The organism is Bariatricus sp. SGI.161, from assembly GCF_050313695.1.
Taxonomy (GTDB): domain Bacteria; phylum Bacillota; class Clostridia; order Lachnospirales; family Lachnospiraceae; genus JAFBIX01.
In genome coordinates this window covers 1-20,946 of record NZ_JBNPLX010000010.1, presented here as the reverse complement: position 1 = coordinate 20,946, position 20,946 = coordinate 1, and the positions used below count along the sequence as shown (strand labels likewise).

Below are 20,946 nucleotides of genomic sequence, written 5' to 3'. Positions count from 1 at the left end.
CCATTTTACTTCCCTAACCATCTTGTTGCACAATGTGCCATACAGGCGGCGCCGATCGGGCACACATCTTCATTGAACTGTACCTTTGGATTATGAGCAGGGCTTTCTCCTCTTTCATCCAGATATCCTGCGGAAAGATACATGAATGCACTTGGTACTTTTTCTGCAATGGATGCGAAATCTTCGGACGCACTTGCGGATATATTCGGATATGGCGTCAAGCCTGGAATCTCTAATTCTTTCATATATTCAACGATTTCTTCTGTAAATTGTGGATCACAGATCAGTGGTGCAACTTCGGAGATCATTTCAATCTCGGCGGTTCCACTGTATACTTCTGCCGTTTTTACCGTGACTTCTTTCATTCTTCGTACCAGCAATTCTCTGGCATCCGGATCATTTGTACGGATAGTTCCCTGAAGGATTGCTGTATCTGGAATGATATTAGCAGCTGTTCCTGCCTCAAAATTTCCGATCGTCATGACACAGGATTTGGACGGATCCGCCTCTCTTGCCATCAGGGCTTCCAATGCAAGATAGACATGCACGCCGATATTAATCGGGTCAATTGAATTCTGTGGATATGCACCGTGTGCACCTTTTCCATGTATCGTGATCTTAAATCCATCTACAGAATACATCATGGTTCCTGTGCTGTTATACATGAATATCCCGACCGGCATCTTCCCTGGTGATACGTGATAGGCAAGAGCCGCATCTACTGGAGGATTCTCCAGGATTCCATGTTCAATCATGTCTTTACTTCCTTCAAATGTCTCCTCAGCCGGCTGGAACATGAACTTAACCGTACCTTTTAGTTCAGATTCATTTTCCTTCAGCATTTTTGCCGCTGTAAGAAGCATTGCCGCATGAAAATCATGCCCACATGCATGTACTTTCCCTGTGTTACATGCAAATGAAAGGCCGCTTTCCTCCGGCATCGGCAATGCATCCATGTCTGCACGGAGCAGAAGAACTTTCCCACCTTTTCCCAATGTGGCCGTCACCCCATGACCACATTCCTTCGGCTCCAAGCCATATTCTCTAAGTTTTTCCATGACATATGCCTTTGCTTTTGGCATATCCAGTCCTACTTCCGCATTTTCATGAAAGTAACGCCGATTCTCAATCGTTTCTTCTTTTAATTCCTTTGCTCTTTCATAATAATTCATAATTCTGCATCTCCTTTTATTTATTTGTTATTCCACAAAAATAATTTTTTAATCTTCCTCTATTCTTTCTATTTTAAATACATTCAGTGTATCCACATCTGGACATGCAAATACTGCAGTTCCTTTTTCCTGCCCCGGGATCTCGCCCCCATATCTGAGAATATCAATATATGGAAACGCCACATGCATAGCCATCGGGCATAGATTGCCCCGTTCCGTATCAAAATCGAAACTTTCCCCAATCTCATGACCTCTATGGCATCCTTTCGGTCCTTTTCGGTCTATCAATGTGATCTTTATTTTCGGTCGCCTCATCAATCAAGCACCTCCAGATAATTTTCCACAGGGATTCCCTTATATTTATCAGCATTATCCTGATTTCTTTTTATCAATTCCCTTACCGCATCCATGGCATTTCTTGTACTGTCCACAAGCCTATTTCCCGAAAGTACTTTCCCTATCAAAATAGATGAAAATATATCTCCTGTTCCCGGAAATCTTACCGGAATAATGTCAAATGGAAGAACAAATTTTTCATCCAGTTCATGGTCATACCCAATGACCACATCCCTTCCATCCAAACGCGCACTCGTTATAATCACAGATTTTGCACCCATTATCCGCAATCTCTCGACCAATTCATCCGCTTCTTCCTTTGTCAAATCCTGTGAATGATATTGCATTTTGGCCAGATAAACCGCTTCCGTATAATTCGGCACAATATAATCCGCAACCTTTACCAGCTCTCGCATATGCGAAATTGTCTCCTGTGATACACCATTATACAGTTTCCCTTCATCTCCCATAATCGGATCTACAAATATCAACGTCCCATTCTCAGATTTCTTTCGACAATAGTCAGCAATCATCTTCGCCTGAACTTCCGAAACAATAAAGCCCGTCGCAATCGCGTCAAACTGGAACCCCAAATCATCCCACACACTAATCGTATTCTTCATATAATCCGTCGTTTCCAAAATATCAAATTTCCCATAATCCAACGTGTTCGAAACCAACGCTGTAGGAAGATTATAAATCTGATGCCCCATATGCGACAATACCGGTATCATTGCCGATAACGCAACCTTCCCATAACCAGCCAAATCATTAATCAACAATATCTGCTTACTCAGCATATATCCTCCACTTCACATATTCAATAAAAATCCCAATTCTAAATACAATAATCATAACACATTCTCTTGATTATGGCTTAAAATATTTCAAAAAGGTACAGGGCATTTTTCAAATGGGGACGTAGTATTTTTTAATTTTACTACGTCCCCATTTTAGTGTAAAATATAGTAAATGATTTTTAAAAGGGGTGTTTTTCACTATGAATCCTACCGTGAGTATTATTGTTCCTGTATATAATGCTGAAAATACGCTTTCGCGCTGTGTCGACAGTATTCTTCATCAGGAGTACACTGATTTTGAGCTTTTGCTTGTGGATGATGGCAGTTCGGATTCTTCTGGTGCCATCTGTGATCGATATGCTTCTTTGGACTCTCGTGTCCATGTTATTCACAAGGAAAACAGCGGGGTCTCTGATTCCAGAAATATGGCTTTGGACCATGCAAGGGGAACTTATCTCCAATTTCTGGACAGTGATGACTGGATTACGCCGAATGCGACGGATCTTTTGGTGCAGACTGCCGAATATTATCATTGTGACATGGTTATCTCTGATTTTTACCGTGTTATTGGGGAGCGTGTCTCTCACAAGGGGGATATTGAGGATGACTGTGTTCTGACTCAGGAGGAATTTGCCACACATATGATGGAAAATCCGGCTGATTTCTATTATGGTGTGCTGTGGAATAAGTTGTTTCGCCGTGATATTGTGGAAAAATATCACCTTCGCATGAACCCTGATATCAGCTGGTGTGAGGACTTTATGTTTAATCTGGAATATATCCGACACGCCGATGTTTTTTATGCACTTCAGGTACCGATCTATTATTATGTAAAGACAAAGGGTTCGCTGGCAAGTCAGGGCATGAATATTACGAAAACGATTAAAATGAAGCTTATGGTATTTGAATATTATAATAATTTCTATAAGCATGTATTAGATGAGGAAGATTATGAGAAAAACCGCCTGCAGGTCTATCATTTTCTGATCGATGCTGCCAAAGACGGAGCCGTGCCGCCTTCTATTATGCCCAATTCTCAAAAGCTTGGTGAAGAGCGCAGCCGTATCTCTGAAGCTGCTCTTTGCGGAGAGGGATTTCTTATGGATGAATATCGCAACCGCAAGCTTCTGGATTATTATCTGGAACCTGTCGCCCACAAAAATGATCTGACTCTGGATGAAACACGTCTGCTTCTCTTTTTGAATCAGCCACACCAGAGCAGTAACCGCCGGGAACTTGCAGATTTTGTAAATATCACTACAAGGAATCTAAATATGCTGCTTCAAAAACTTACTTCTAAAGGATTCATAAAGATTGAGAATAAACGAAGCCAAAAGCAGTTAAATATCCTGTTTCTTCCTGCTGCCACACCGATTTTGAATGAACTCGCAGCCGCACAGAATAACTATGATCAGGCACGGTTTACAGATTTTACCGATGAAGAACTTATCCAATACGCATATTTTACGGAAAAGATCAAACAGAATACACAGAAAATCCTTTAATATCACTGTAAAGCTCAGTTTTGCCAGGCATCTGTCTGGCTCTTCTCCTATAATAAATACGTAATAAGCACGGACAAATTGAACGCACAATTAAGGGCAGGATATCCAAAAGCTGGAATCCTGCCCTGTCTGTAATCTACTGCTCTGATGCTTATTCAATTCCCAGAACTTTATAATCCTGGTCTTCTACCGTCTTCTTTAACACATCATCGGCCAGTTCGGCATTTAATGTTACCACAGCCGTCCCTGCTTCATGACTTACTGCTGCTTCAGCCACCTCAGGCAGAGCCTCCAGACACTTCTTTACTCTTGCCTCACAGTGTCCACACATCATTCCTTCGATTTTCATTGTCTTTTTCATTATAATTTCCTCCTGTCTCTTTTTTGATTTTCTTTTTTTATCTTTTTTTGCATCATGCATATCAAACCAATTCAGCCGCAGTGCATTGGTCACCACACAGAAACTCGACAGACTCATTGCTGCTGCGCCGAACATTGGATTCAATTTTAATCCGAACAGCGGATACCACACACCGGCTGCCAGCGGAATCCCAATCACATTGTAGAAAAATGCCCAGAACAGATTCTCATGAATATTGTGAAGAGTTGCCCTGCTTAAACGGATTGCTGCCGGCACATCACTTAACCTGCTCTTCATCAATACTACATCTGCAGCATCAATGGCTATATCCGTTCCTGCCCCAATGGCAATTCCGATATCCGCCCGTGTCAGTGCAGGTGCATCGTTGATTCCATCACCGACCATAGCAACCTTGCCTTTTTTCTTCAGCTTGCGTATCACGCTTTCTTTTCCTTTCGGAAGGACACCGGCAATCACTTCATCCACACCAGCCTGCTTTCCAATCGCCTGTGCAGTCCTTTCGTTATCTCCCGTCAGCATAACTACATGAATCCCCATGTTCTGTAATTCTTTTACTGCCTGAGGGCTGTCTTCCTTGATTACATCAGCTACCGCAATGATTCCCACAAGCCGACCATTTTGACTGAAGAACAAAGGCGTCTTTCCTTCTTGTGACAACGCCTCTGCCTGATGCTGTAACTCTTCCGGTATCGTTCCATTTGCACAAACATACTCCAGATTACCGCCACACAATACATCCTCTCCCAATTTTCCTGACAGCCCATTTCCCGGCACCGCCTGAAATTCTGTAACTTCTTTCTCTGTAAGATGCTTTTCTTCTGCCAACGCAAGAATAGCTTTTGCCAGAGGATGTTCACTTTTTCTTTCTAATGCATATGCCATTCGAAGCAGATCTTCTTCTAATATGTCTACTGGAATAATGTCCGTAACTTTCGGCTCTCCACTGGTAATAGTTCCGGTCTTATCCAAGGCCACAATCTGCATCTTTCCAGTCTCCTCCAGTGAAACTGCCGTCTTAAACATAATCCCATTTCTGGCACCCATTCCATTTCCGACCATGATTGCAACTGGTGTCGCAAGCCCCAATGCACATGGACAGCTGATGACCAGAACAGAAATCCCTCTTGCCAGTGCAAACCCAACACTCTGTCCGGCAAATAACCAGATCACAATGGTAACAACAGCAATTGAAATAACTGCCGGAACAAACACACCCGATACTCTGTCCGCCACTTTGGCAATCGGGGCCTTTGTAGCCGCAGCATCACTGACCATCTGGATGATCTGCGATAAAGTAGTATCCTCTCCAACCCTCGAAGCCTCACATTTTAAGAATCCAGACTGATTCAATGTAGCGGCTGATACCGAATCGCCAGACGATTTATCCACCGGAATACTCTCTCCTGTCAAAGCCGACTCGTTGACCGCACTGCTTCCTTCTATGACAATTCCATCCACCGGAATATTTTCTCCCGGCCGGACTACAAAGAGATCCCCTTTCCTCACCTGCTCAATCGCCACACTCTGTTCGATTCCTTCCCGGATTACCACTGCTGTCTTTGGCGCCAGCTTCATCAGACTCCTAAGAGCATCCGTCGTCTTCCCTTTGGAATGGGCCTCCAGCATCTTTCCCACAGTAATTAATGTCAATATCATTGCTGCCGATTCAAAATAAAATTCATGCATATAAGACATGACAACCTCCATGTCCATTCGCATCTGGGCATCTGTCATGGCAAATAATGCATAGGTACTGTAGATGTAAGAAGCGCTTGCTCCTAACGCTACCAGTGTGTCCATATTCGGCGCTTTATGCCACAGACTTCGAAATCCGCTGATAAAAAACTTCTGATTGATAATCATAATCGTAGTTGTAAGCAGGAGTTGAATCAACCCCATCGCCACATGATTTCCTTCCATAAAAGCCGGAAGCGGCCAGTTCCACATCATATGTCCCATGGAAACATACATTAGAGGAATCAGAAAACATAATGATGCGATCAATCGCTTCTTTAATATCGGGGTTTCCTTGTCTATGAGAAGTTCCTCATCCGCCATGCCTGATGAAGACTGTTCCTTTGATCCGCCTGCTCCTTTTTCAGAAGCTCCATACCCGGCTTCTTCCACAGCAGCGATGACAGCAGCCGGCAAGGCAGTCCCCTCCACTCCCATTGAATTGGTCAACAGGCTGACCGAACAGGAAGTTACCCCAGGGACTTGCGAAACCGCCTTTTCAACACGCGCACTACAAGCCGCACAACTCATTCCTGTCACAGTATACTGTTTCATTTCCTTGGTCTCCTTTAATTACTTCGTATTACTTCATTAGTTTCTGTAAGGTAGCTACAAGTTCATCGATTGTCTCCTCCTTACCTGCAATGATATCTTCCGCAACACAGGTCCGGATATGATTGGCAAGCAGCACTTTATTAAAACTGTTCAGTGCAGCATTGACTGCGGATACCTGTATTAAAATGTCCGTACAATAAGCATCTTCCTCAACCATTCTTTTTATACCACGGACCTGTCCCTCGACACGATTTAACCGATGAATCAGGTCTTTATACTCTTTATCTGATCTCTCTTTAGTTCTGTGAGAGCAACATTGCTTTTGTTCCTCCATATTACATTCATCTCCTTTACATCCATCATTATATACCCCTATTGGGTATATTGCAACAAATTCTTTTGTTTTCTTGCTTTTTGAGGACAGATTTGTTACTGTTAAAGAGTAAGAAATGGAGGGATTCCTATGTTATCAGAACGTTTATTAAAATACCCCGGATTTATCTATGATATCAATGGCACTTATTATTATCTTGGGAAATGGATCTGCAAAAAATGTACAGATATAGAGGCAACCGACTGTGTTTCTATGTATCAGATGTGCCGAAGCAATCACGAAGAGCCGGAGACAAATATGTATTTCCAGAAGATTCGTGCATTCAGCGATTTTGCTCTAGAGATTCCCTATAATCCAGAAAAGATTGAAAAAGATATGCAGACAGTTACAGAGAATCTATCTGATGCCTCTTTCGCCTCTTTGGATACTCAGATGCAGAATTTTGAAGAAGACTGTCTGAAATACTGCGGCAAATTATAATTCAGATATCAAAGTAAAAAGATGCTCCGACGAATCCTGAAAGGATTCCATCGAGCATCTTTTTTATAATATGTAATATTCTTTTCCCTATGATTTATTTTCCTACAAGAATCATGGATAACATTCCCGGACCTGTGTGGGCCCCGATAATTGGTGACAGCATCGTACGTCTTACCTCAACACCCGGACAAGATTCCCTGACTCTTTGTTCCAGTTCTTTTGCAAGCTCCGGCGTATCAGCATCACAGATGTAGACAGTATTCCCTGATTCTTGGTCGAAATTTTCGGCAAAGAACTTATACAGCGAAGTCATTGCAGCTTTATTCCCCCGTTTTTTATCTACCGTAATCAGTTTTCCATTCTTATCAATTTCTAACATCGGTTTAATATTCAGTGCAGATCCGACGATTGCAGTTGCCGCGCTGACACGTCCGCCTCTCTTCAGGTACATAAGATCCTGTACCATAAAATAATGCCGCAGCTTGGGAACAATCGCCGTTATGGCATTATAGTTTTCATGGATGTCCATTCCATTTTTCTGATTTTCTATGGCTCTTTCAACCAAAATCCCGATTCCGCCAGTTGCTGCCAAAGTATCAACAGGAAGTACCTCCTGTTCAGGATATTTTTCCTTTAAATTCTCAGCAGCAAGCTTTGAACTGTTAAATGTTGAGGAAAGTCCGCTTGACAGGCAGAAATACAGTATGGATTTCCCCGCCTCCAGATATTGCTTAAAATACTCCTCATACATAAAAGGAGAAATCTGTGATGTCTTTGTCAGATCACCATTACGCTGACCATCATAGAACTTCTTCAATACTTCTTCCTCTTCGCAGCCATGAGAAGTACGCATTTCGTCTCCCAGAGAATATTCCATCGGGACAAATGCAACATTGTGTTCTCTGGCAATATCTGCAATAATATCACCGGATGCATCCATACAAATGATGTAATCGTTCATAATAACCTCCAATTGTTACAAAAGCTCGTGATATGTAACACTTATTTCGTCCCAATTGTATCATCTTACAGAACAATCCACAACATATTTATTTTGAAATTCATAAATATTCAGAAATTCTTAAAAAGTTTTCCCATACGCTCTGCCTCATGAACCAGCTCCTCGAGCCGTCGGTTGCATGGTCCAATCTCTATTCCCGCATTTATGACCCTCTTACACTTTCTCATTGTCTGAACCGCCTCTTCGTAGCTCTCGTCAGAGATCTCATAAAACGGCTTTTCTACAATGACCTGTGATGCCAGTAATCTTGCAAGCTGATAATCCATATCGTTCGTATACAGGATTCCCGCTATAAAAGGTGTATTCTCTTTTTGAAGCTGACGATAAACCGGGATTCCTCTTCCACATCCAGAGATTACAAACACTTCCACTTCTCCTGTCGGACGCGGCAATTCAATACTTCCTAGCGTCGGGTCAAAGAAACCGTTGTCTATCTCATACAATTCCCGGATGATATCTTCCTGAAATACTTCTTCAGGAATTCCATAATGGGAGATTGTCTCACCCTTCACGCATATGATCTTATCCGATATCTTCTGGGCCAGATCAATCTCATGCAAAGACATGATCACTGTAATTCCATTCTCTTTCGCCATTCTGCGAAGAATCGCAAGAAGCTCCAGCTTATGGCGTACATCTAAAAATGAAGTCGGCTCATCCAATATAATAATATCCGGTTCCTGACAGATAGCGCGTGCCAGAAGGATTCTCTGACGCTGTCCATCACTGATCGCATTGAAATCACGGCCTCCCAATTCCTGGGCATGGACAGCTTCCATCGCTTTATCTACCTTTTCTTCGTCCTCTCTGGTCAGGATACCAAGTCTGCCCGTATATGGATACCGGCCGGTCGCAACAATATCATGGCACGTCATAAGTTCCGGCTTCATACGTTCCGTCAGCACTACGGCCATACGAGTGGATAATTCCTTATATGATAATGCCTGGAGGAAACTGTTATCAAAAAAAACTTTCCCGCCGATCAATTTCAGCTGGCGTGTAATACTCTTAAGAATCGTCGATTTTCCAGAACCGTTCGGCCCGATCAGTGTCACGATCTCTCCCTGATCTATTCCAATATTAATATCATGGATCAGCGGCTTTCCATTATAGCCGACCGTCATATTCTGCATTTGAAAATAATAATCAGCCATATCTATCTTCCTTTCTCCCGCTTCAACATCATAAGAATTACAATCGGAGCCCCCAGTACAGAGGTTACCGTGCTGATATTCAGTTCCATTGGTGCAAATGCCATACGTGCAATCAGATCACACAACATACAGAACACCGCCCCTCCCAGAAACGTCGCCGGAATCACCACAAGCGGTCTGGACGTATTCAAAGATTTTCTAACCAGATAAGGAACCGCGATTCCTACAAAAGAGATTGGCCCGGCAAATGCTGTGACGCATGCAGAAAACACACTGGAAAGAAGAATCAGCACCACACGGAACACCTTGATATTCACTCCCATACTCTGCGCATAAGCCTCTCCCAGCTGATACGCACCAATCGGCTTTGACAAAAAGAAAGTAAATACCAGTGTGATGCCAACGACAATCGTTGCAACCTTTACATTACTCCAGCTCATACCTGAAAAACTTCCCTGAGACCAGCCATGAAGATTCACAATATCCGAATCTTCCGCAAAAGTTACAACAAAATCCGTCACCGCAGAACAGATATAACCAATCATAATACCTCCCACCAACAGAGATGCCATATGGTGGATCTTCCTTGACAGCATAAGGATAAATCCCGTGGAAATCAGCGATCCGATGAACGCCGCAAAAATCAAAGTATAGGAAGAAAATGATCCCATATATTCCAAAAATATGATCATCGTCAGCGCAACAACCATCTTTGCCCCGGAAGAGATTCCCAGCACATATGGTCCGGCAATCGGATTCGCAAAAAATGTCTGCAGTAAAAATCCTGACAAAGACAGCGCCCCGCCTAATATGGCCGCCATCAGGATTCTTGGCAGCCTGATCTTCCAGATGATACTATATTCCACATCATTTCCGCCATGCTGGAATAGTATATCGAGAATCGTTGGTACAGAGATTCTTACATTCCCTGTATTGATATTCAATACTGTAATTACGCAAAATGCTACTGCCAGCACAATGAAAACCATCGTATATCTGGTCCGTCTTCTAAAATTCTCACTGTGAAAGCTGCTCGTTTCCTGTGCAGTACTAACCTTCTTCTGCATCATTTCCTCACCAAATTCTTTCATATATCCGTCTTCTATGCTTATTGCACTTTATATAAGAATGTCATACCATCCTCGCCCTGATCCGTCAGCATCAGATGAATATCCATAATCAGATTCCCAACGATATCGGTTGCCTGATACAGATACTTTCCGGTACACCACACATTTTCATCCTTGACCGCCTTAAAATCTGCAAATAATTCACTTTTTGCCAACAGATCATCGATGCTCGCAATCGGACTGTCAATCGATGAATTATAGATCAGATAATCCGCATCTACAGCAGTCGCGTAAAATTCTTCCATCGTAAGATTCACAGCCGCACTGTTATTCTCTGTATTTTCCAGATCATCAAAAATATAACGTCCGCCGGCAATCTCTATCATCGTCGGAATATAATCTTCCGTTTTACGTACAACAACAGAGCCATCCGACTTCACATAGAAAAATGCTACCGTTTTTTCTGTATTCTTAAAATCCTTTAATTCTTCAATGACCTTTGTCTGTTCTTCAAAAAAGGCTTCTGCTTCATCATCTTTATCTACCATCGCCCCATACAACTTGATCCATTCTGTTCTTCCAAGAGGATGTATCTCATAGCTGGAGCGGTCAACAAATACCGGGATGCCAAGATCTTCAATCATCTCTTTTACTTTTGGCGAATGCTGAATCATGGTAGATTCAATCGCAAGATTACATCCTTCGTCAATCATAAGCTCATAATCCGGCTCACTGTATTTGCCTGCAAACAGGATATCACCTGCCTCCATTGCAGCGACCGCATGATCAATATACCACCCCGAAACATCTGTTCCGCTGAGTCTGATTGATCCCAATGCATCAATCGCATCAAACAAAGCCATTGCGGAGGTTGCCGCCAAATATATCTTATCCAAAGGTTTCTGTAATATAACAATATCTTCATCTATTCCTTCCGGAACTTCTCCATCTTCCGGTACAAGCAGATACGTTGCACTATCATAAACTTCAATCACTTCATAGCCATCATTGTAATAATATACATCGAAGCCCTCTGCATAATCAAGTTCCAGTGTCCGTTCATAAGTAAGCCCGGGAATCTCCAAAGCCTTTTTACTTTCCTCTTTCTGCTCTGTCTGTATCGTCTCTTCTGATTGCCCTGCATCATCAGGTGTCTCTTTACTTTCAGAAGCACATCCAATAATTCCTTCCATCACCATCAGCAAAGCCAGAAGCAGACTGATTATTTTCTTCCTGTTTTTTTTCATTTCACCATCTCCATTAACAGAGACGGCCGTTACGCCGTCCCTGTCTCTACCGTATTATTTTTTTGCTGCTACAGCCGCATGAAAAAGCTCTTCTGCTTTCTCTTCACACCCGAAAATGGCTCCATAAATCTTTACCCATTCCTTCTGTGCCAGCTCTTCTTCTTCATCTGCAGAACGATCTATAACCACCGGGATATCAAGAAGCGCATATTTCTCTGCCTGTTCAAAGAAACGCTCTTCCTGTTCTTCTACTGTCAGGTCTTCTTTCTCATCCTCCTGCGGAAGAATGTCAGCCGGAAGAAGGGAAAGATTACATTTACTGCTGATTAATTTCTTAAAGTCCGGTTCCTCATATGTACCTGCAAAGGATATTTCTTCCTTCTCCATCTTATCTGCTATCGCATCAATCTTACAGTCATCTTCCTCACAGGCAACTGCTGCCACCTGATCCAACATATCCATCTGTTCCAACTGTTCCAGAATATCATCGGAAGCCGCATAGGTCTTATCAACCGGCTGTTGGATCACAACAACTTCTTTATCAAGTCCGGCCGGAATCTCTACACCTTCCGGGACGATCAGATATTTCACAACATTTTCTTTATAAAGCTCTGCTACAATCTCTTCCTGTGTCTGAACATTCGAAGCCGTTTCCTCCGAAGTTTCTGCCGAATCATCATCTTCTACATTCTCTGTCTCGTCTTCTGACTCAACCTTCTTCTTAGAATCTTTCTCTGTCTCTTCGTCCTCTGCATCTTCTCTTACCGTACCTGATACCAGATCAATCTCAAGAAGCGTAATGCCCTGTTCATATTTATAGAGCTTAAAGTACTCAGCATAATCCAAAGTCACTTCATCTTCGTATTCTAAACCAAGAATATCCGGTGCCTCTTCGTCCAGTTTCTTGCTGCTTCCCATACCGCTTCCAAGAACTGTTTTGCCGTCTGCTTCTCCTGCTGCCACAAGATATATAAAGATATTGTAAGCAACTTCATGTGCCGTTGACATCGCCGTTGTCATACCAATAATCTGGTTATTTTTATTCAACTCAACCGGAATCGTAAAAACAGAAGTTCCGCCCACAACTGTAGCATAGTATTTATTGCCGTTAGCCTTTACATAACCGTAGTTCGGACTGCTGAATACGATTGTCGCATATGCCTGACCGTTCGTTATTGTAATCTTTGTACAAGAAATGCTCACACGTCCGGTTCCACCCGACCATGTGAAGCTGTCTGGTGTATAGACGCCGTCTTTTAACTTGGTGGTATTGTTCACTTTTCCAGTCGAACCGCTTAAGTCAGACTCATACTTGGATTCGGAATCTGGATTGCTATTATTCTGACTGCCGGAAGAACCGGTGCTGCCGCTGGAACCTGAATTACCAGTGCTGCCTGTGCTGCCAGACGGATGATTCCCAGAATCTGAATCTGTTACTTTTTGCGCACCTTCAGAAGAAAATGTAACATGACGATCATACCACTCATCATTCGCGATTGAATGTGCAGCAATTAAAATTTCCTTATCCAGAACAAGAACAGGAATATCAAATGTACGGTAGGTTGTATCCCCCTCTTTATATTCCTTTCTAGCTCCTATCCATCCTGAACCTTTTTCTGCATCTTCTCCTGAACCAACAAACAAATAATCATAACCTGTTTTTTTAGTGCTTAGAGTCAATTCTGCCGTCATCATACCGTTATCAACTGTGAGTATGCAATTATCAATGCTAAACATTCCCTCTGTACAAGTTGCATTTATTATATATCTTCCATTCTCCAAAGCACCTGGTGTTGGAATTGGATCCGGCTCTGTTTCTCCAAGTATTTCTGCTGGAATCTGAAGTACCAAAGGAGTTGTTTTATACCATCCCTTTCCTTCACCTGGATTATATAAAGCGATTGGTACATTGCTACCTGCGTCAGATACTGACACGGAGAAATGAAATACCCATCCTGATTTCCCGTCTTGATTAACTTCTATTCCGTCTATTGCTTTTTCCAACGTTGCATCTTCAACATTTCCAAGATAAATCTTACTGTAACTTACATTGGCTGTATACATGCTGATATTAATCTGATTCCCACTAATAACTGCTTCTGAATTTGCTATTTTAAACATTTTATATTCTGCATTATCAGAAACCTTTAATACCTTTATTCCCACATCTCCTGTTGGAATCTGGATACTAGTATTATCAGCCTCATCCTCTTCCAAGAGCATTGGTACTCCTAATAGACTTTGATTTATTATCTCAGTTGTGGTAATTTCCTCATTTTCAGAAATATTTTGCTGATTCTCCAGCTGTACTGTTTCATTCTCTATTGTCTGTGGATTCTCCACTTTCTCTTCGGTCTTCGAAGGTTCTACATTCTGCGGAATATCAGAAGTATTTCCCTGTCCAGCTTCTTCTCCTTCTACCACTTCTTCTTGCTGTTCATTCTCTGCATTTTCCTGTCCTTGTACATTCGGCTCTTCTGCTCGAAGCGAGGTCACAGGCGTTACTGCCATAGCCACAGCCAGAAGAAGGGTAAGAAATTTTTTCGTGTTACTTTTCACTTAAATCCTCTCCTTTTGATTATTTTCGGCCTTCTGGGGAAGTGGCCCCTTGTTGGTATTGCAAAGAAAAAGCCTGCTATCATTCCGAAAGCAGACATTCTTCAAGAGCTGTGAAAAATATTTTCCCACAACTTTTACTTTATTACATGAAAACACTTTCTTCGGAAGCTATTCACCAACATTTTCAGCAGGTTTCCTGGCTTGCATATCAACGCTCGGCTGCACCTTCTCACATATAAAATATATGCAATGGCATATCACAGCCTTACTCCTTGCTTACAGTGACCGGATCGCTCAGGACTTGCACCTGATTCCCTTTTACCCCTACAGATGAACATCTGTCTGGCACTGAAAACCCCATATATTTGATATTATCAATCACTACCTCATTGTAGCAGACTTATCAGTCAATTACAATATTTCCCAAAGAAAGTCCTTCCTTTTTCACATTCTCAAAAAATAAGCTGTAGCCATACCAAGGCATAAGAATGGCCCAAATGGAAATGATGTTTTATATCCAGCTTTCTTTTTCACCATAATCCATACTGCATAGATTCCTGCGCTAAATACCGCGATTACGAATGCAAGCATCATACACCGCCATCCAAGATACCATCCACAGACAGCCGTGAGTTTGATATCACCGCCACCGAAGCTTCCCGGAACAATACACGTAATAATGAGAAGCAGTATGCTGATACAGAAGGCACCGATTCCTCTCTCCATCAGACTGATTTCTGTGAAAAAAGGGGTTGATGCCAGACCAACCCCTCCAGTTATTATGATTAATTTGTTCGGAATCTTCATTGTCTTCCAATCATTATAGGCTATCATTGCCAATAAACTTAAGAATCCTGCCGTGAATAATATTCTACAGACATTCACCATCCGATCTCTCCTTCTGTTTTTTGTTCTCAGTTGCCTGAATCACAACAGAACATGCAATATCTCCAGTAATGTTCGTAGCCGTTGGAGCCATATCTGTAATCCGGTCGATTCCAGCCACCAGTCCGATACCTTCCAGCGGAAGCCCGACAGACTGCAGAACCATGGAAAGCATGACCATTGCAGACCCTGGGATTCCTGCCGCCCCTATAGACGCAAATGTACACGTCAGCACAATTGTAATCTGCTGCACCAGACTCAGATGAATTCCATATACATTTGCAATAAATAATGCACAGATTCCCTGATAAATAGCAGTTCCGTCCATATTGATCGTAGAACCGAGCGGAAGCACAAAAGAACGCACCTCTTCTGTGACACCCAACTGTTCTGCTGATTTCATAGAATATGGCAATGTCGCTGAACTACTTGCTGAAGTAAAAGCAAATACGATTGCTTCTGCTGCTTTTTGAAAGAATTCTTTTGGTCCCACACCGGAAAATAATTTTACAGAAGATGAATATACAATGATTGCATGCAATATACAAGTACCATAAACTGCCAGAACCACACTGACCAACGGAAGCAGTACTTCTGCCCCATTTTCTGCCACAATCGGTGTAATCAACGCAAATACTGCAACAGGTGTAAACTTCATAATCACTCCGGTAATGGCATACATTGCTTCAGCCAGTGAATCGAATGCTTTGAAAATTGGTTTACCCTTATCTTCAATCATCACAATTCCGCCGCCAATGACAATGGCAAACGCAATAATCTGGAGCATATCTCCATTTGCCAGTGATTGTATCGGATTTGACGGAATAATATTAACTAAGGTATTGATAACTCCCGTACTCTCCGGAATCGTTACCTCTGCAACTTCTCCTGTAATCTCAAAGCCCTGACCAATCTTAAATATATTGGACACAATAATACCAAGTGTTGCTGCACAAGCAGTTGTACATAAGAAATATACCACTGTCTTTCCGCCGATTCTTCCAATCTTTTTTGCATCACCGATTCCACATACGCCCACGATAATTGAAGAAAATACCATTGGTACAACAATCATCTTGATGCAATTCAGGAACAATGTTCCAAATGGGCTGATATATGTATTGGCAAAATCAGAATGATTCTGCAATGCCAATCCCGCTATGACACCAAGCGCTAATCCTATTAATGTCTTCACAGGCATACTTAACTTTTTCTTTTCCATAAGTCCTCCTCATCAGTATCTTTTTTATTACTCTCATATTAAATTAGTATATCACAACCCCGATTTTATTACTATTATTGTTTATTTTTTCACTTACTCTGGTTTTTCTATGCATATTTACTATACAATTTACTCCCTTATCCAAACGCGACATCCAGAATCATCATCACAAGAAATCCCACAATAAATCCCAACGTCCCTGATTTTTCTTCTTCTCCGATATATGCTTCCGGTATCAGCTCCTGTACTACGACATAAATCATGGCTCCTGCTGCAAATGCCAGAAACCATGGCATCCCTCCCTGCACCAGATTTGCTGCTGCAGCTGCCAGAACTCCAAAGACTGGCTCCACAACCGCCGACATGCTCCCAATAAAAAAGGCTTTTTTCTTACTTATTCCATTGTTAATTAGTGGCAATGCAACGGCAGTCCCTTCTGGAAAATTCTGAATTGCAATACCGACCGTTAAAGCAATGGCCCCTGACAACCTTGATGCATCCTGAAGATCTTGAGCTGCCAATGCAAATGCAATGCCAATCGCCATTCCTTCCGGGATATTGTGCGCTGTAATTGCCGTCACCAGCATCGCCGTATTCCTTTTAACCTGAAAACTCTCCCACTTTCGAATCAAGTAATCCACTAGAATCAACAGCCATACACCTATCAAAAAACCACAGGTAATGACCAGCCAGCTAATCTGTCCATTCTCTTCTGCGTATTCGATTCCCGGCAACAGCAAAGACCATACCGAAGCCGCAATCATCACACCGCCGGCGAACCCCAGAAATCCACTCTGTAATCTTCCTCCAATCTCCTTTTTTACAAAAAACACCCCTGCTGCACCAAGTGTCGTCATAGAAAACGTCAATAAAGTCCCCAAAAAAGTCCATATAATTCCATTCATTCTTCTCACCCATTAGTCAATATATGGAATTAAATAAAGATTGTTCTTCATATATCTGGAATTCTATCCTATTTCAGACTATAATAAAACTAGTCCATACAATAAAAAAGGAGAAAGCTGCATGAATTTTCGTTATGAAGAACCTTTAAAAGAATATATGAGAAAAAAAGACATTTCAGATATCTTTATCGAAGTCTATATGTGCCATTCCTGAGCGGGAATCACAGAGATCTATGCGAGGTTCGCTAACAAGAAAAAAACGGAATTTTTAAAATCCAAAAAGCATTATCGCAGTATTCCAACTGAAATGGGCGAGATTCTTCTCCCTCCAATAAAATTGGAATACGCCAATCCCGTTGTGCTGGGTTTACAGTCTTCTATCTTCGGAAAACTGATCACGCTCCAGGGTGTTAAAATTTAATGTGTTATTTTCAATTTTTCTATTGACAACCATCAATGTTATATGGTATAAATATCTAGTGCGACAGAGAAATATAGGGGATTGGTCAAGTGGTATGATAGGGGTCTCCAAAACCTTTGGCGGGAGTTCGATTCTCTCATCCCCTGCTTAATCAAAAAGAAGTCTTGAATTTACAAGACTTCTTTTTGGTTTCGAGAAAATTTCCATGCAATCAAATTTTTGTTTTACTTTATTTTAAAATAAAAGCCCCGGATTTTCGGGGCTTTTGGTTTTATTCTTAATCTCTATTCATTTATCATAACTAATTTATTTTGCAGTCTGGGCGCTCACTATGTTAATATTCATCTTCTTGAACACTTGAATCAATACCTTTCCAAGCGCCAATACAAGAACTGCTGCTGCAATTGCTTCTGGAATACCTGATGCTGTTACAGTTCCCATAACGAGTCCCCATACAGCTGTCACAGCAACATCTTTTGCTTCTGCATACTGCTGTGCAAATAGCAGATAAATGCTTCCCATAACTGTTATGGTATTTACCATAGAACCTACAAATCCTACAATTGGAAGCGCAATTACCTGATTTACTTTTAGTTTACTTAGTAAAATCCATAACCATCCTGCAGCCACTCCAATCAAAATACGGCATCCTACTGATATCCAGATTGCTTTCATTACTCCTGGAATCCCTGTTGTGCTCATAAATGGCGAAAATGCAAAGGATAAGAGTGTAGGTGCCATTGTATTACTAATCATTGAACACATACCAAAAACAAATCCTAAGATTGCTCCTGCAGAAGGTCCTAACAGAACCGCTCCAATAATTACAGGAATGTGTACAGTTGTCGCCTTAATAATTGGCAGTTGGATCATACCTAAAGGTGTATTCGCTAACACAATGACGATTGCTGCCATAAGTGCGACACTGACCATCCATCGAGTGTCATGTTTCTTTTCTTTCATTATTCAATTCCTCCTTGTTATCATTCCCGACTGCCGGGATACAATACAATTACTGTGTCATTATATCATCGGAATTTATTGAGAACAAGTATAAAATCGAATACAATCCTGTTAATTTAGTTCTTTGATTCTTGCAAGATAAGCAGAAACACGCTATAGTTATTTTGTATTATATCAATATAAAGAGAGGATTTACTATGCAATTGAAAAATAAAACAATTCTTCTTGGTGTGACTGGAGGAATTGCTGCTTATAAAAGTGCATCTCTGACCAGTCTGTTGGTAAAGTCTGGCGCAGAAGTCCATGTTCTTATGACGGAAAATGCCAAGAACTTCATAAATCCCATTACCTTTGAGACTTTAACAGGCCATAAATGTGTAACAGATACTTTTGATCGTAATTTTGAATTTAACGTAGAACATGTTGCGCTTGCCAAAAAAGCAGATGTTGTTATGGTTGCACCAGCAACTGCCAATGTTATCGCTAAGCTTGCACATGGTCTTGCCGATGATATGCTTACCACTACCGTTCTTGCCTGTAAATGTCCTAAAATCATAGTACCAGCTATGAATACAGCCATGTATGAGAATCCCATCACTCAAGATAATCTCGAAACTTTGCGTCGTTATGGTATGGATATTGTAACCCCTGCCAGTGGTTATCTTGCATGTGGTGACACCGGAACTGGAAAGATGCCAGAGCCGTCAGATTTGTATGAACATATTCTTCGTCATTGTGCTTGTCCAAAAGATATGGAAGGATTGAAAGTTCTTGTTACTGCTGGCCCAACTCAGGAAGCTATTGATCCGGTTCGATATATCACCAACCATTCTTCTGGAAAAATGGGTTACAGTATCGCCAAAGCTTGTATGTTAAGAGGTGCCAATGTCACACTCGTAACTGGAAAGACGACATTAGAACCGCCTAAATTCGTTCATGTTGTTCCAATTATCACAGCAAAAGATATGTTTGATGCCGTTACTTCCAGAAGCAAAGATATGGATATTATAATTAAAGCTGCAGCTGTTGCAGACTATCGCCCAAGTCAAGTCTCAAATGAAAAAGTAAAAAAGGCAGACGCAGAATTATCCATTCCATTAGAGCGAACAGATGACATCTTAAAGTATCTCGGAGAACATAAACTTCCTAACCAATTTTTATGTGGCTTTTCTATGGAGACAGAAAACATGCTTGAAAATTCCAGAAAGAAACTTGCAAAAAAAAATCTGGACATGATTGTAGCAAATAATTTAAAAATAAAAGGTGCTGGTTTTGAAACCGATACAAATATAGTGACTCTTATTACTAAAAACTCTGAGACTGAGCTTCCTATTATGGGAAAAGATGATGTTGCATTCCGACTATTGGATGCCATTTTAGAATTAAGATTGAAAAAGGAGAATACGTCTCATGAATAAAGATTTTTCCCAGATTCAACAAGATGTAACACACGTAATTGAACTCAACGAAAGCGGAAAAAATATGGCTGAGATTGCTGAGCGGCTAGATCTTTCCATAGATTATATTAAACTCATTTTGACCTGTGCACAAGGATTTACAGAAGACGATCCGATTGCTGTAGCACATTTGGTGGAAATGGAATTTTAAATATTATCACATTAAAAATCCTGTCTACTATATAGATTTTCTTTCATATAATAGGCAGGATTTTCATAATTATCATCTGATATTATAGCTTTTCTTCGCTCCATTCCAGAAATTCTCCTGAATATGCATCTATCTCAAAATCATATTCTTTCTGCTCATATATAATATCACCATCATATTTATAATATCCATCATCATATTCCAATTTGATTTTGACATTTTGCTCTGTTGCTCCAGGGACTTTTTCAAGAACAAGTTTTATTGCTTCTTCTTCACTGACAGTCACTTGTTCTTGTGAAGGTATTTGTTCGTTATTCTGGCTATTATTTTGATTCTGTTGCGTATTAGTTGACGTAGTATTTCCATCTTTTCCGGTATTGGAAGCAGTATTCGAATTTCCATTCGTGCATCCACTCAAAACAATTGTCAAAAACATCATAAAAGCTACTAATAAAGTAATGTATTTTTTTCGCATATCTTTCCTCCTAAGATTTCATTTTTTCTTGCATTTAGTATATCCATTTAAATTGAAAGAAAGACTAAAATACACATTTTATTTTTTACAAATTCTGGTAAAAAAAAGACAGTCAAAC

Annotated in this window: 19 protein-coding genes, 1 tRNA gene and 1 riboswitch; of the genes, 5 read left to right on the top strand and 15 right to left on the bottom strand. The window is 41.1% G+C overall.

The window, feature by feature from the left end; translation table 11 throughout:
* Nucleotides 1-5: 5 nt before the first annotated feature.
* The 3 genes from ACQRBH_RS07580 to ACQRBH_RS07570 are packed head-to-tail and all read right to left on the bottom strand — an operon-like array spanning nucleotide 6 to nucleotide 2,308.
* Complete coding sequence (locus ACQRBH_RS07580) at nucleotides 6-1,172, bottom strand: M20 family metallopeptidase (protein ID WP_427761290.1); 1,167 nt, start codon at nucleotides 1,170-1,172, stop codon at nucleotides 6-8.
* A gap of 48 nt (nucleotides 1,173-1,220) precedes the next feature.
* Nucleotides 1,221-1,487 carry a TIGR04076 family protein gene (locus ACQRBH_RS07575; RefSeq protein ID WP_235233765.1) on the bottom strand — a complete coding sequence of 89 codons (267 nt, stop codon included), beginning with the start codon at nucleotides 1,485-1,487 and terminating at the stop codon, nucleotides 1,221-1,223.
* A complete protein-coding gene (locus ACQRBH_RS07570; RefSeq protein WP_427761289.1) occupies nucleotides 1,487-2,308 on the bottom strand; it encodes a pyridoxamine kinase in 822 nt (273 codons plus the stop codon). The genes ACQRBH_RS07575 and ACQRBH_RS07570 overlap by 1 nt, the downstream gene beginning before the upstream one ends.
* Before the next feature lie 200 nt (nucleotides 2,309-2,508).
* On the opposite strand from ACQRBH_RS07570, the gene ACQRBH_RS07565 reads away from it, so the two are divergent.
* Nucleotides 2,509-3,813: a glycosyltransferase gene (locus ACQRBH_RS07565; RefSeq protein WP_427761288.1), complete on the top strand. Its 1,305-nt coding sequence runs from the start codon at nucleotides 2,509-2,511 to the stop codon at nucleotides 3,811-3,813.
* A gap of 151 nt (nucleotides 3,814-3,964) precedes the next feature.
* Here the strand turns inward: ACQRBH_RS07565 and ACQRBH_RS07560 are convergent, their stop codons facing one another.
* Both ACQRBH_RS07560 and ACQRBH_RS07555 read right to left on the bottom strand, forming a co-directional pair.
* Nucleotides 3,965-6,484: a heavy metal translocating P-type ATPase gene (locus ACQRBH_RS07560; protein WP_427761287.1), complete on the bottom strand. Its 2,520-nt coding sequence runs from the start codon at nucleotides 6,482-6,484 to the stop codon at nucleotides 3,965-3,967.
* Between the two features lie 28 nt (nucleotides 6,485-6,512).
* Nucleotides 6,513-6,818 (bottom strand): metal-sensing transcriptional repressor, encoded by a 306-nt coding sequence (locus tag ACQRBH_RS07555; RefSeq protein WP_427741945.1) that lies wholly within the window; start codon nucleotides 6,816-6,818, stop codon nucleotides 6,513-6,515.
* Nucleotides 6,819-6,947: 129 nt separating this feature from the next.
* Here ACQRBH_RS07555 and ACQRBH_RS07550 point away from each other — a divergent pair, with 129 nt between their 5' ends.
* Entirely contained in the window at nucleotides 6,948-7,298 is a 351-nt protein-coding gene (locus ACQRBH_RS07550) for a hypothetical protein (protein WP_235233773.1), read from the top strand.
* Between the two features lie 94 nt (nucleotides 7,299-7,392).
* On the opposite strand, the gene ACQRBH_RS07545 is transcribed toward ACQRBH_RS07550, so the two are convergent.
* The 8 genes from ACQRBH_RS07545 to ACQRBH_RS07510 all read right to left on the bottom strand — a co-directional run bounded on the left by ACQRBH_RS07545 (nucleotide 7,393) and on the right by ACQRBH_RS07510 (nucleotide 17,361).
* Nucleotides 7,393-8,259 (bottom strand): DegV family protein, encoded by an 867-nt coding sequence (locus tag ACQRBH_RS07545; protein WP_427761286.1) that lies wholly within the window; start codon nucleotides 8,257-8,259, stop codon nucleotides 7,393-7,395.
* Nucleotides 8,260-8,369: 110 nt separating this feature from the next.
* Nucleotides 8,370-9,473, bottom strand: coding sequence for an ABC transporter ATP-binding protein (locus ACQRBH_RS07540; RefSeq protein ID WP_427761285.1), 1,104 nt, complete (start codon nucleotides 9,471-9,473; stop codon nucleotides 8,370-8,372).
* A gap of 2 nt (nucleotides 9,474-9,475) precedes the next feature.
* Nucleotides 9,476-10,540, bottom strand: a complete 1,065-nt coding sequence (locus ACQRBH_RS07535) for a FecCD family ABC transporter permease (protein WP_427741975.1) — start codon at nucleotides 10,538-10,540, stop codon at nucleotides 9,476-9,478.
* A 41-nt stretch (nucleotides 10,541-10,581) separates the two neighbouring features.
* Complete coding sequence (locus ACQRBH_RS07530) at nucleotides 10,582-11,790, bottom strand: ABC transporter substrate-binding protein (RefSeq protein WP_427741949.1); 1,209 nt, start codon at nucleotides 11,788-11,790, stop codon at nucleotides 10,582-10,584.
* Nucleotides 11,791-11,844: 54 nt separating this feature from the next.
* Nucleotides 11,845-14,349, bottom strand: a complete 2,505-nt coding sequence (locus ACQRBH_RS07525; RefSeq protein WP_427761284.1) for a hypothetical protein — start codon at nucleotides 14,347-14,349, stop codon at nucleotides 11,845-11,847.
* A gap of 169 nt (nucleotides 14,350-14,518) precedes the next feature.
* Nucleotides 14,519-14,717, bottom strand: a riboswitch (cobalamin riboswitch).
* A gap of 76 nt (nucleotides 14,718-14,793) precedes the next feature.
* Nucleotides 14,794-15,237 (bottom strand): prepilin peptidase, encoded by a 444-nt coding sequence (locus ACQRBH_RS07520; protein WP_427741951.1) that lies wholly within the window; start codon nucleotides 15,235-15,237, stop codon nucleotides 14,794-14,796.
* On the bottom strand, nucleotides 15,221-16,456 hold the full coding sequence (locus ACQRBH_RS07515; RefSeq protein ID WP_427761283.1) for a dicarboxylate/amino acid:cation symporter: 1,236 nt from the start codon (nucleotides 16,454-16,456) through the stop codon (nucleotides 15,221-15,223). The genes ACQRBH_RS07520 and ACQRBH_RS07515 overlap by 17 nt, the downstream gene beginning before the upstream one ends.
* Nucleotides 16,457-16,593: 137 nt before the next feature.
* Complete coding sequence (locus ACQRBH_RS07510; RefSeq protein WP_427761282.1) at nucleotides 16,594-17,361, bottom strand: ZIP family metal transporter; 768 nt, start codon at nucleotides 17,359-17,361, stop codon at nucleotides 16,594-16,596.
* A gap of 496 nt (nucleotides 17,362-17,857) precedes the next feature.
* Here ACQRBH_RS07510 and ACQRBH_RS07505 point away from each other — a divergent pair.
* Nucleotides 17,858-17,928, top strand: a tRNA-Trp gene (locus ACQRBH_RS07505).
* 160 nt (nucleotides 17,929-18,088) lie between these two features.
* Here the strand turns inward: ACQRBH_RS07505 and ACQRBH_RS07500 are convergent.
* Entirely contained in the window at nucleotides 18,089-18,745 is a 657-nt protein-coding gene (locus ACQRBH_RS07500; RefSeq protein WP_427761281.1) for an ECF transporter S component, read from the bottom strand.
* Nucleotides 18,746-18,942: 197 nt separating this feature from the next.
* Between ACQRBH_RS07500 and coaBC the strand changes: the two genes are divergently transcribed.
* Nucleotides 18,943-20,163 carry a bifunctional phosphopantothenoylcysteine decarboxylase/phosphopantothenate--cysteine ligase CoaBC gene (gene coaBC, locus ACQRBH_RS07495; RefSeq protein WP_427761280.1) on the top strand — a complete coding sequence of 407 codons (1,221 nt, stop codon included), beginning with the start codon at nucleotides 18,943-18,945 and terminating at the stop codon, nucleotides 20,161-20,163.
* Nucleotides 20,156-20,353, top strand: a complete 198-nt coding sequence (locus ACQRBH_RS07490) for a hypothetical protein (protein WP_427741958.1) — start codon at nucleotides 20,156-20,158, stop codon at nucleotides 20,351-20,353. The genes coaBC and ACQRBH_RS07490 overlap by 8 nt, the downstream gene beginning before the upstream one ends.
* A gap of 82 nt (nucleotides 20,354-20,435) precedes the next feature.
* On the opposite strand, the gene ACQRBH_RS07485 is transcribed toward ACQRBH_RS07490, so the two are convergent.
* On the bottom strand, nucleotides 20,436-20,828 hold the full coding sequence (locus ACQRBH_RS07485) for a PepSY domain-containing protein (RefSeq protein ID WP_427741959.1): 393 nt from the start codon (nucleotides 20,826-20,828) through the stop codon (nucleotides 20,436-20,438).
* Between the last annotated feature and the right edge of the window lie 118 nt (nucleotides 20,829-20,946).

Bases quoted from the DNA above. Each gene is read 5' to 3' on its own strand.
- ACQRBH_RS07515 (WP_427761283.1), bottom strand. From the start codon at position 16,456: ATGGAAAAGAAAAAGTTAAGTATGCCTGTGAAGACATTAATAGGATTA.
- ACQRBH_RS07510 (WP_427761282.1), bottom strand. From the start codon at position 17,361: ATGAATGGAATTATATGGACTTTTTTGGGGACTTTATTGACGTTTTCT.
- ACQRBH_RS07530 (WP_427741949.1), bottom strand. From the start codon at position 11,790: ATGAAAAAAAACAGGAAGAAAATAATCAGTCTGCTTCTGGCTTTGCTG.
- ACQRBH_RS07570 (WP_427761289.1), bottom strand. From the start codon at position 2,308: ATGCTGAGTAAGCAGATATTGTTGATTAATGATTTGGCTGGTTATGGG.
- ACQRBH_RS07565 (WP_427761288.1), top strand. From the start codon at position 2,509: ATGAATCCTACCGTGAGTATTATTGTTCCTGTATATAATGCTGAAAAT.
- ACQRBH_RS07485 (WP_427741959.1), bottom strand. From the start codon at position 20,828: ATGCGAAAAAAATACATTACTTTATTAGTAGCTTTTATGATGTTTTTG.
- ACQRBH_RS07555 (WP_427741945.1), bottom strand. From the start codon at position 6,818: ATGGAGGAACAAAAGCAATGTTGCTCTCACAGAACTAAAGAGAGATCA.
- ACQRBH_RS07575 (WP_235233765.1), bottom strand. From the start codon at position 1,487: ATGAGGCGACCGAAAATAAAGATCACATTGATAGACCGAAAAGGACCG.
- ACQRBH_RS07500 (WP_427761281.1), bottom strand. From the start codon at position 18,745: ATGAAAGAAAAGAAACATGACACTCGATGGATGGTCAGTGTCGCACTT.
- ACQRBH_RS07520 (WP_427741951.1), bottom strand. From the start codon at position 15,237: ATGGTGAATGTCTGTAGAATATTATTCACGGCAGGATTCTTAAGTTTA.
- ACQRBH_RS07535 (WP_427741975.1), bottom strand. From the start codon at position 10,540: ATGCAGAAGAAGGTTAGTACTGCACAGGAAACGAGCAGCTTTCACAGT.
- ACQRBH_RS07580 (WP_427761290.1), bottom strand. From the start codon at position 1,172: ATGAATTATTATGAAAGAGCAAAGGAATTAAAAGAAGAAACGATTGAG.
- ACQRBH_RS07550 (WP_235233773.1), top strand. From the start codon at position 6,948: ATGTTATCAGAACGTTTATTAAAATACCCCGGATTTATCTATGATATC.
- ACQRBH_RS07545 (WP_427761286.1), bottom strand. From the start codon at position 8,259: ATGAACGATTACATCATTTGTATGGATGCATCCGGTGATATTATTGCA.
- coaBC (WP_427761280.1), top strand. From the start codon at position 18,943: ATGCAATTGAAAAATAAAACAATTCTTCTTGGTGTGACTGGAGGAATT.
- ACQRBH_RS07490 (WP_427741958.1), top strand. From the start codon at position 20,156: ATGAATAAAGATTTTTCCCAGATTCAACAAGATGTAACACACGTAATT.
- ACQRBH_RS07560 (WP_427761287.1), bottom strand. From the start codon at position 6,484: ATGAAACAGTATACTGTGACAGGAATGAGTTGTGCGGCTTGTAGTGCG.
- ACQRBH_RS07540 (WP_427761285.1), bottom strand. From the start codon at position 9,473: ATGGCTGATTATTATTTTCAAATGCAGAATATGACGGTCGGCTATAAT.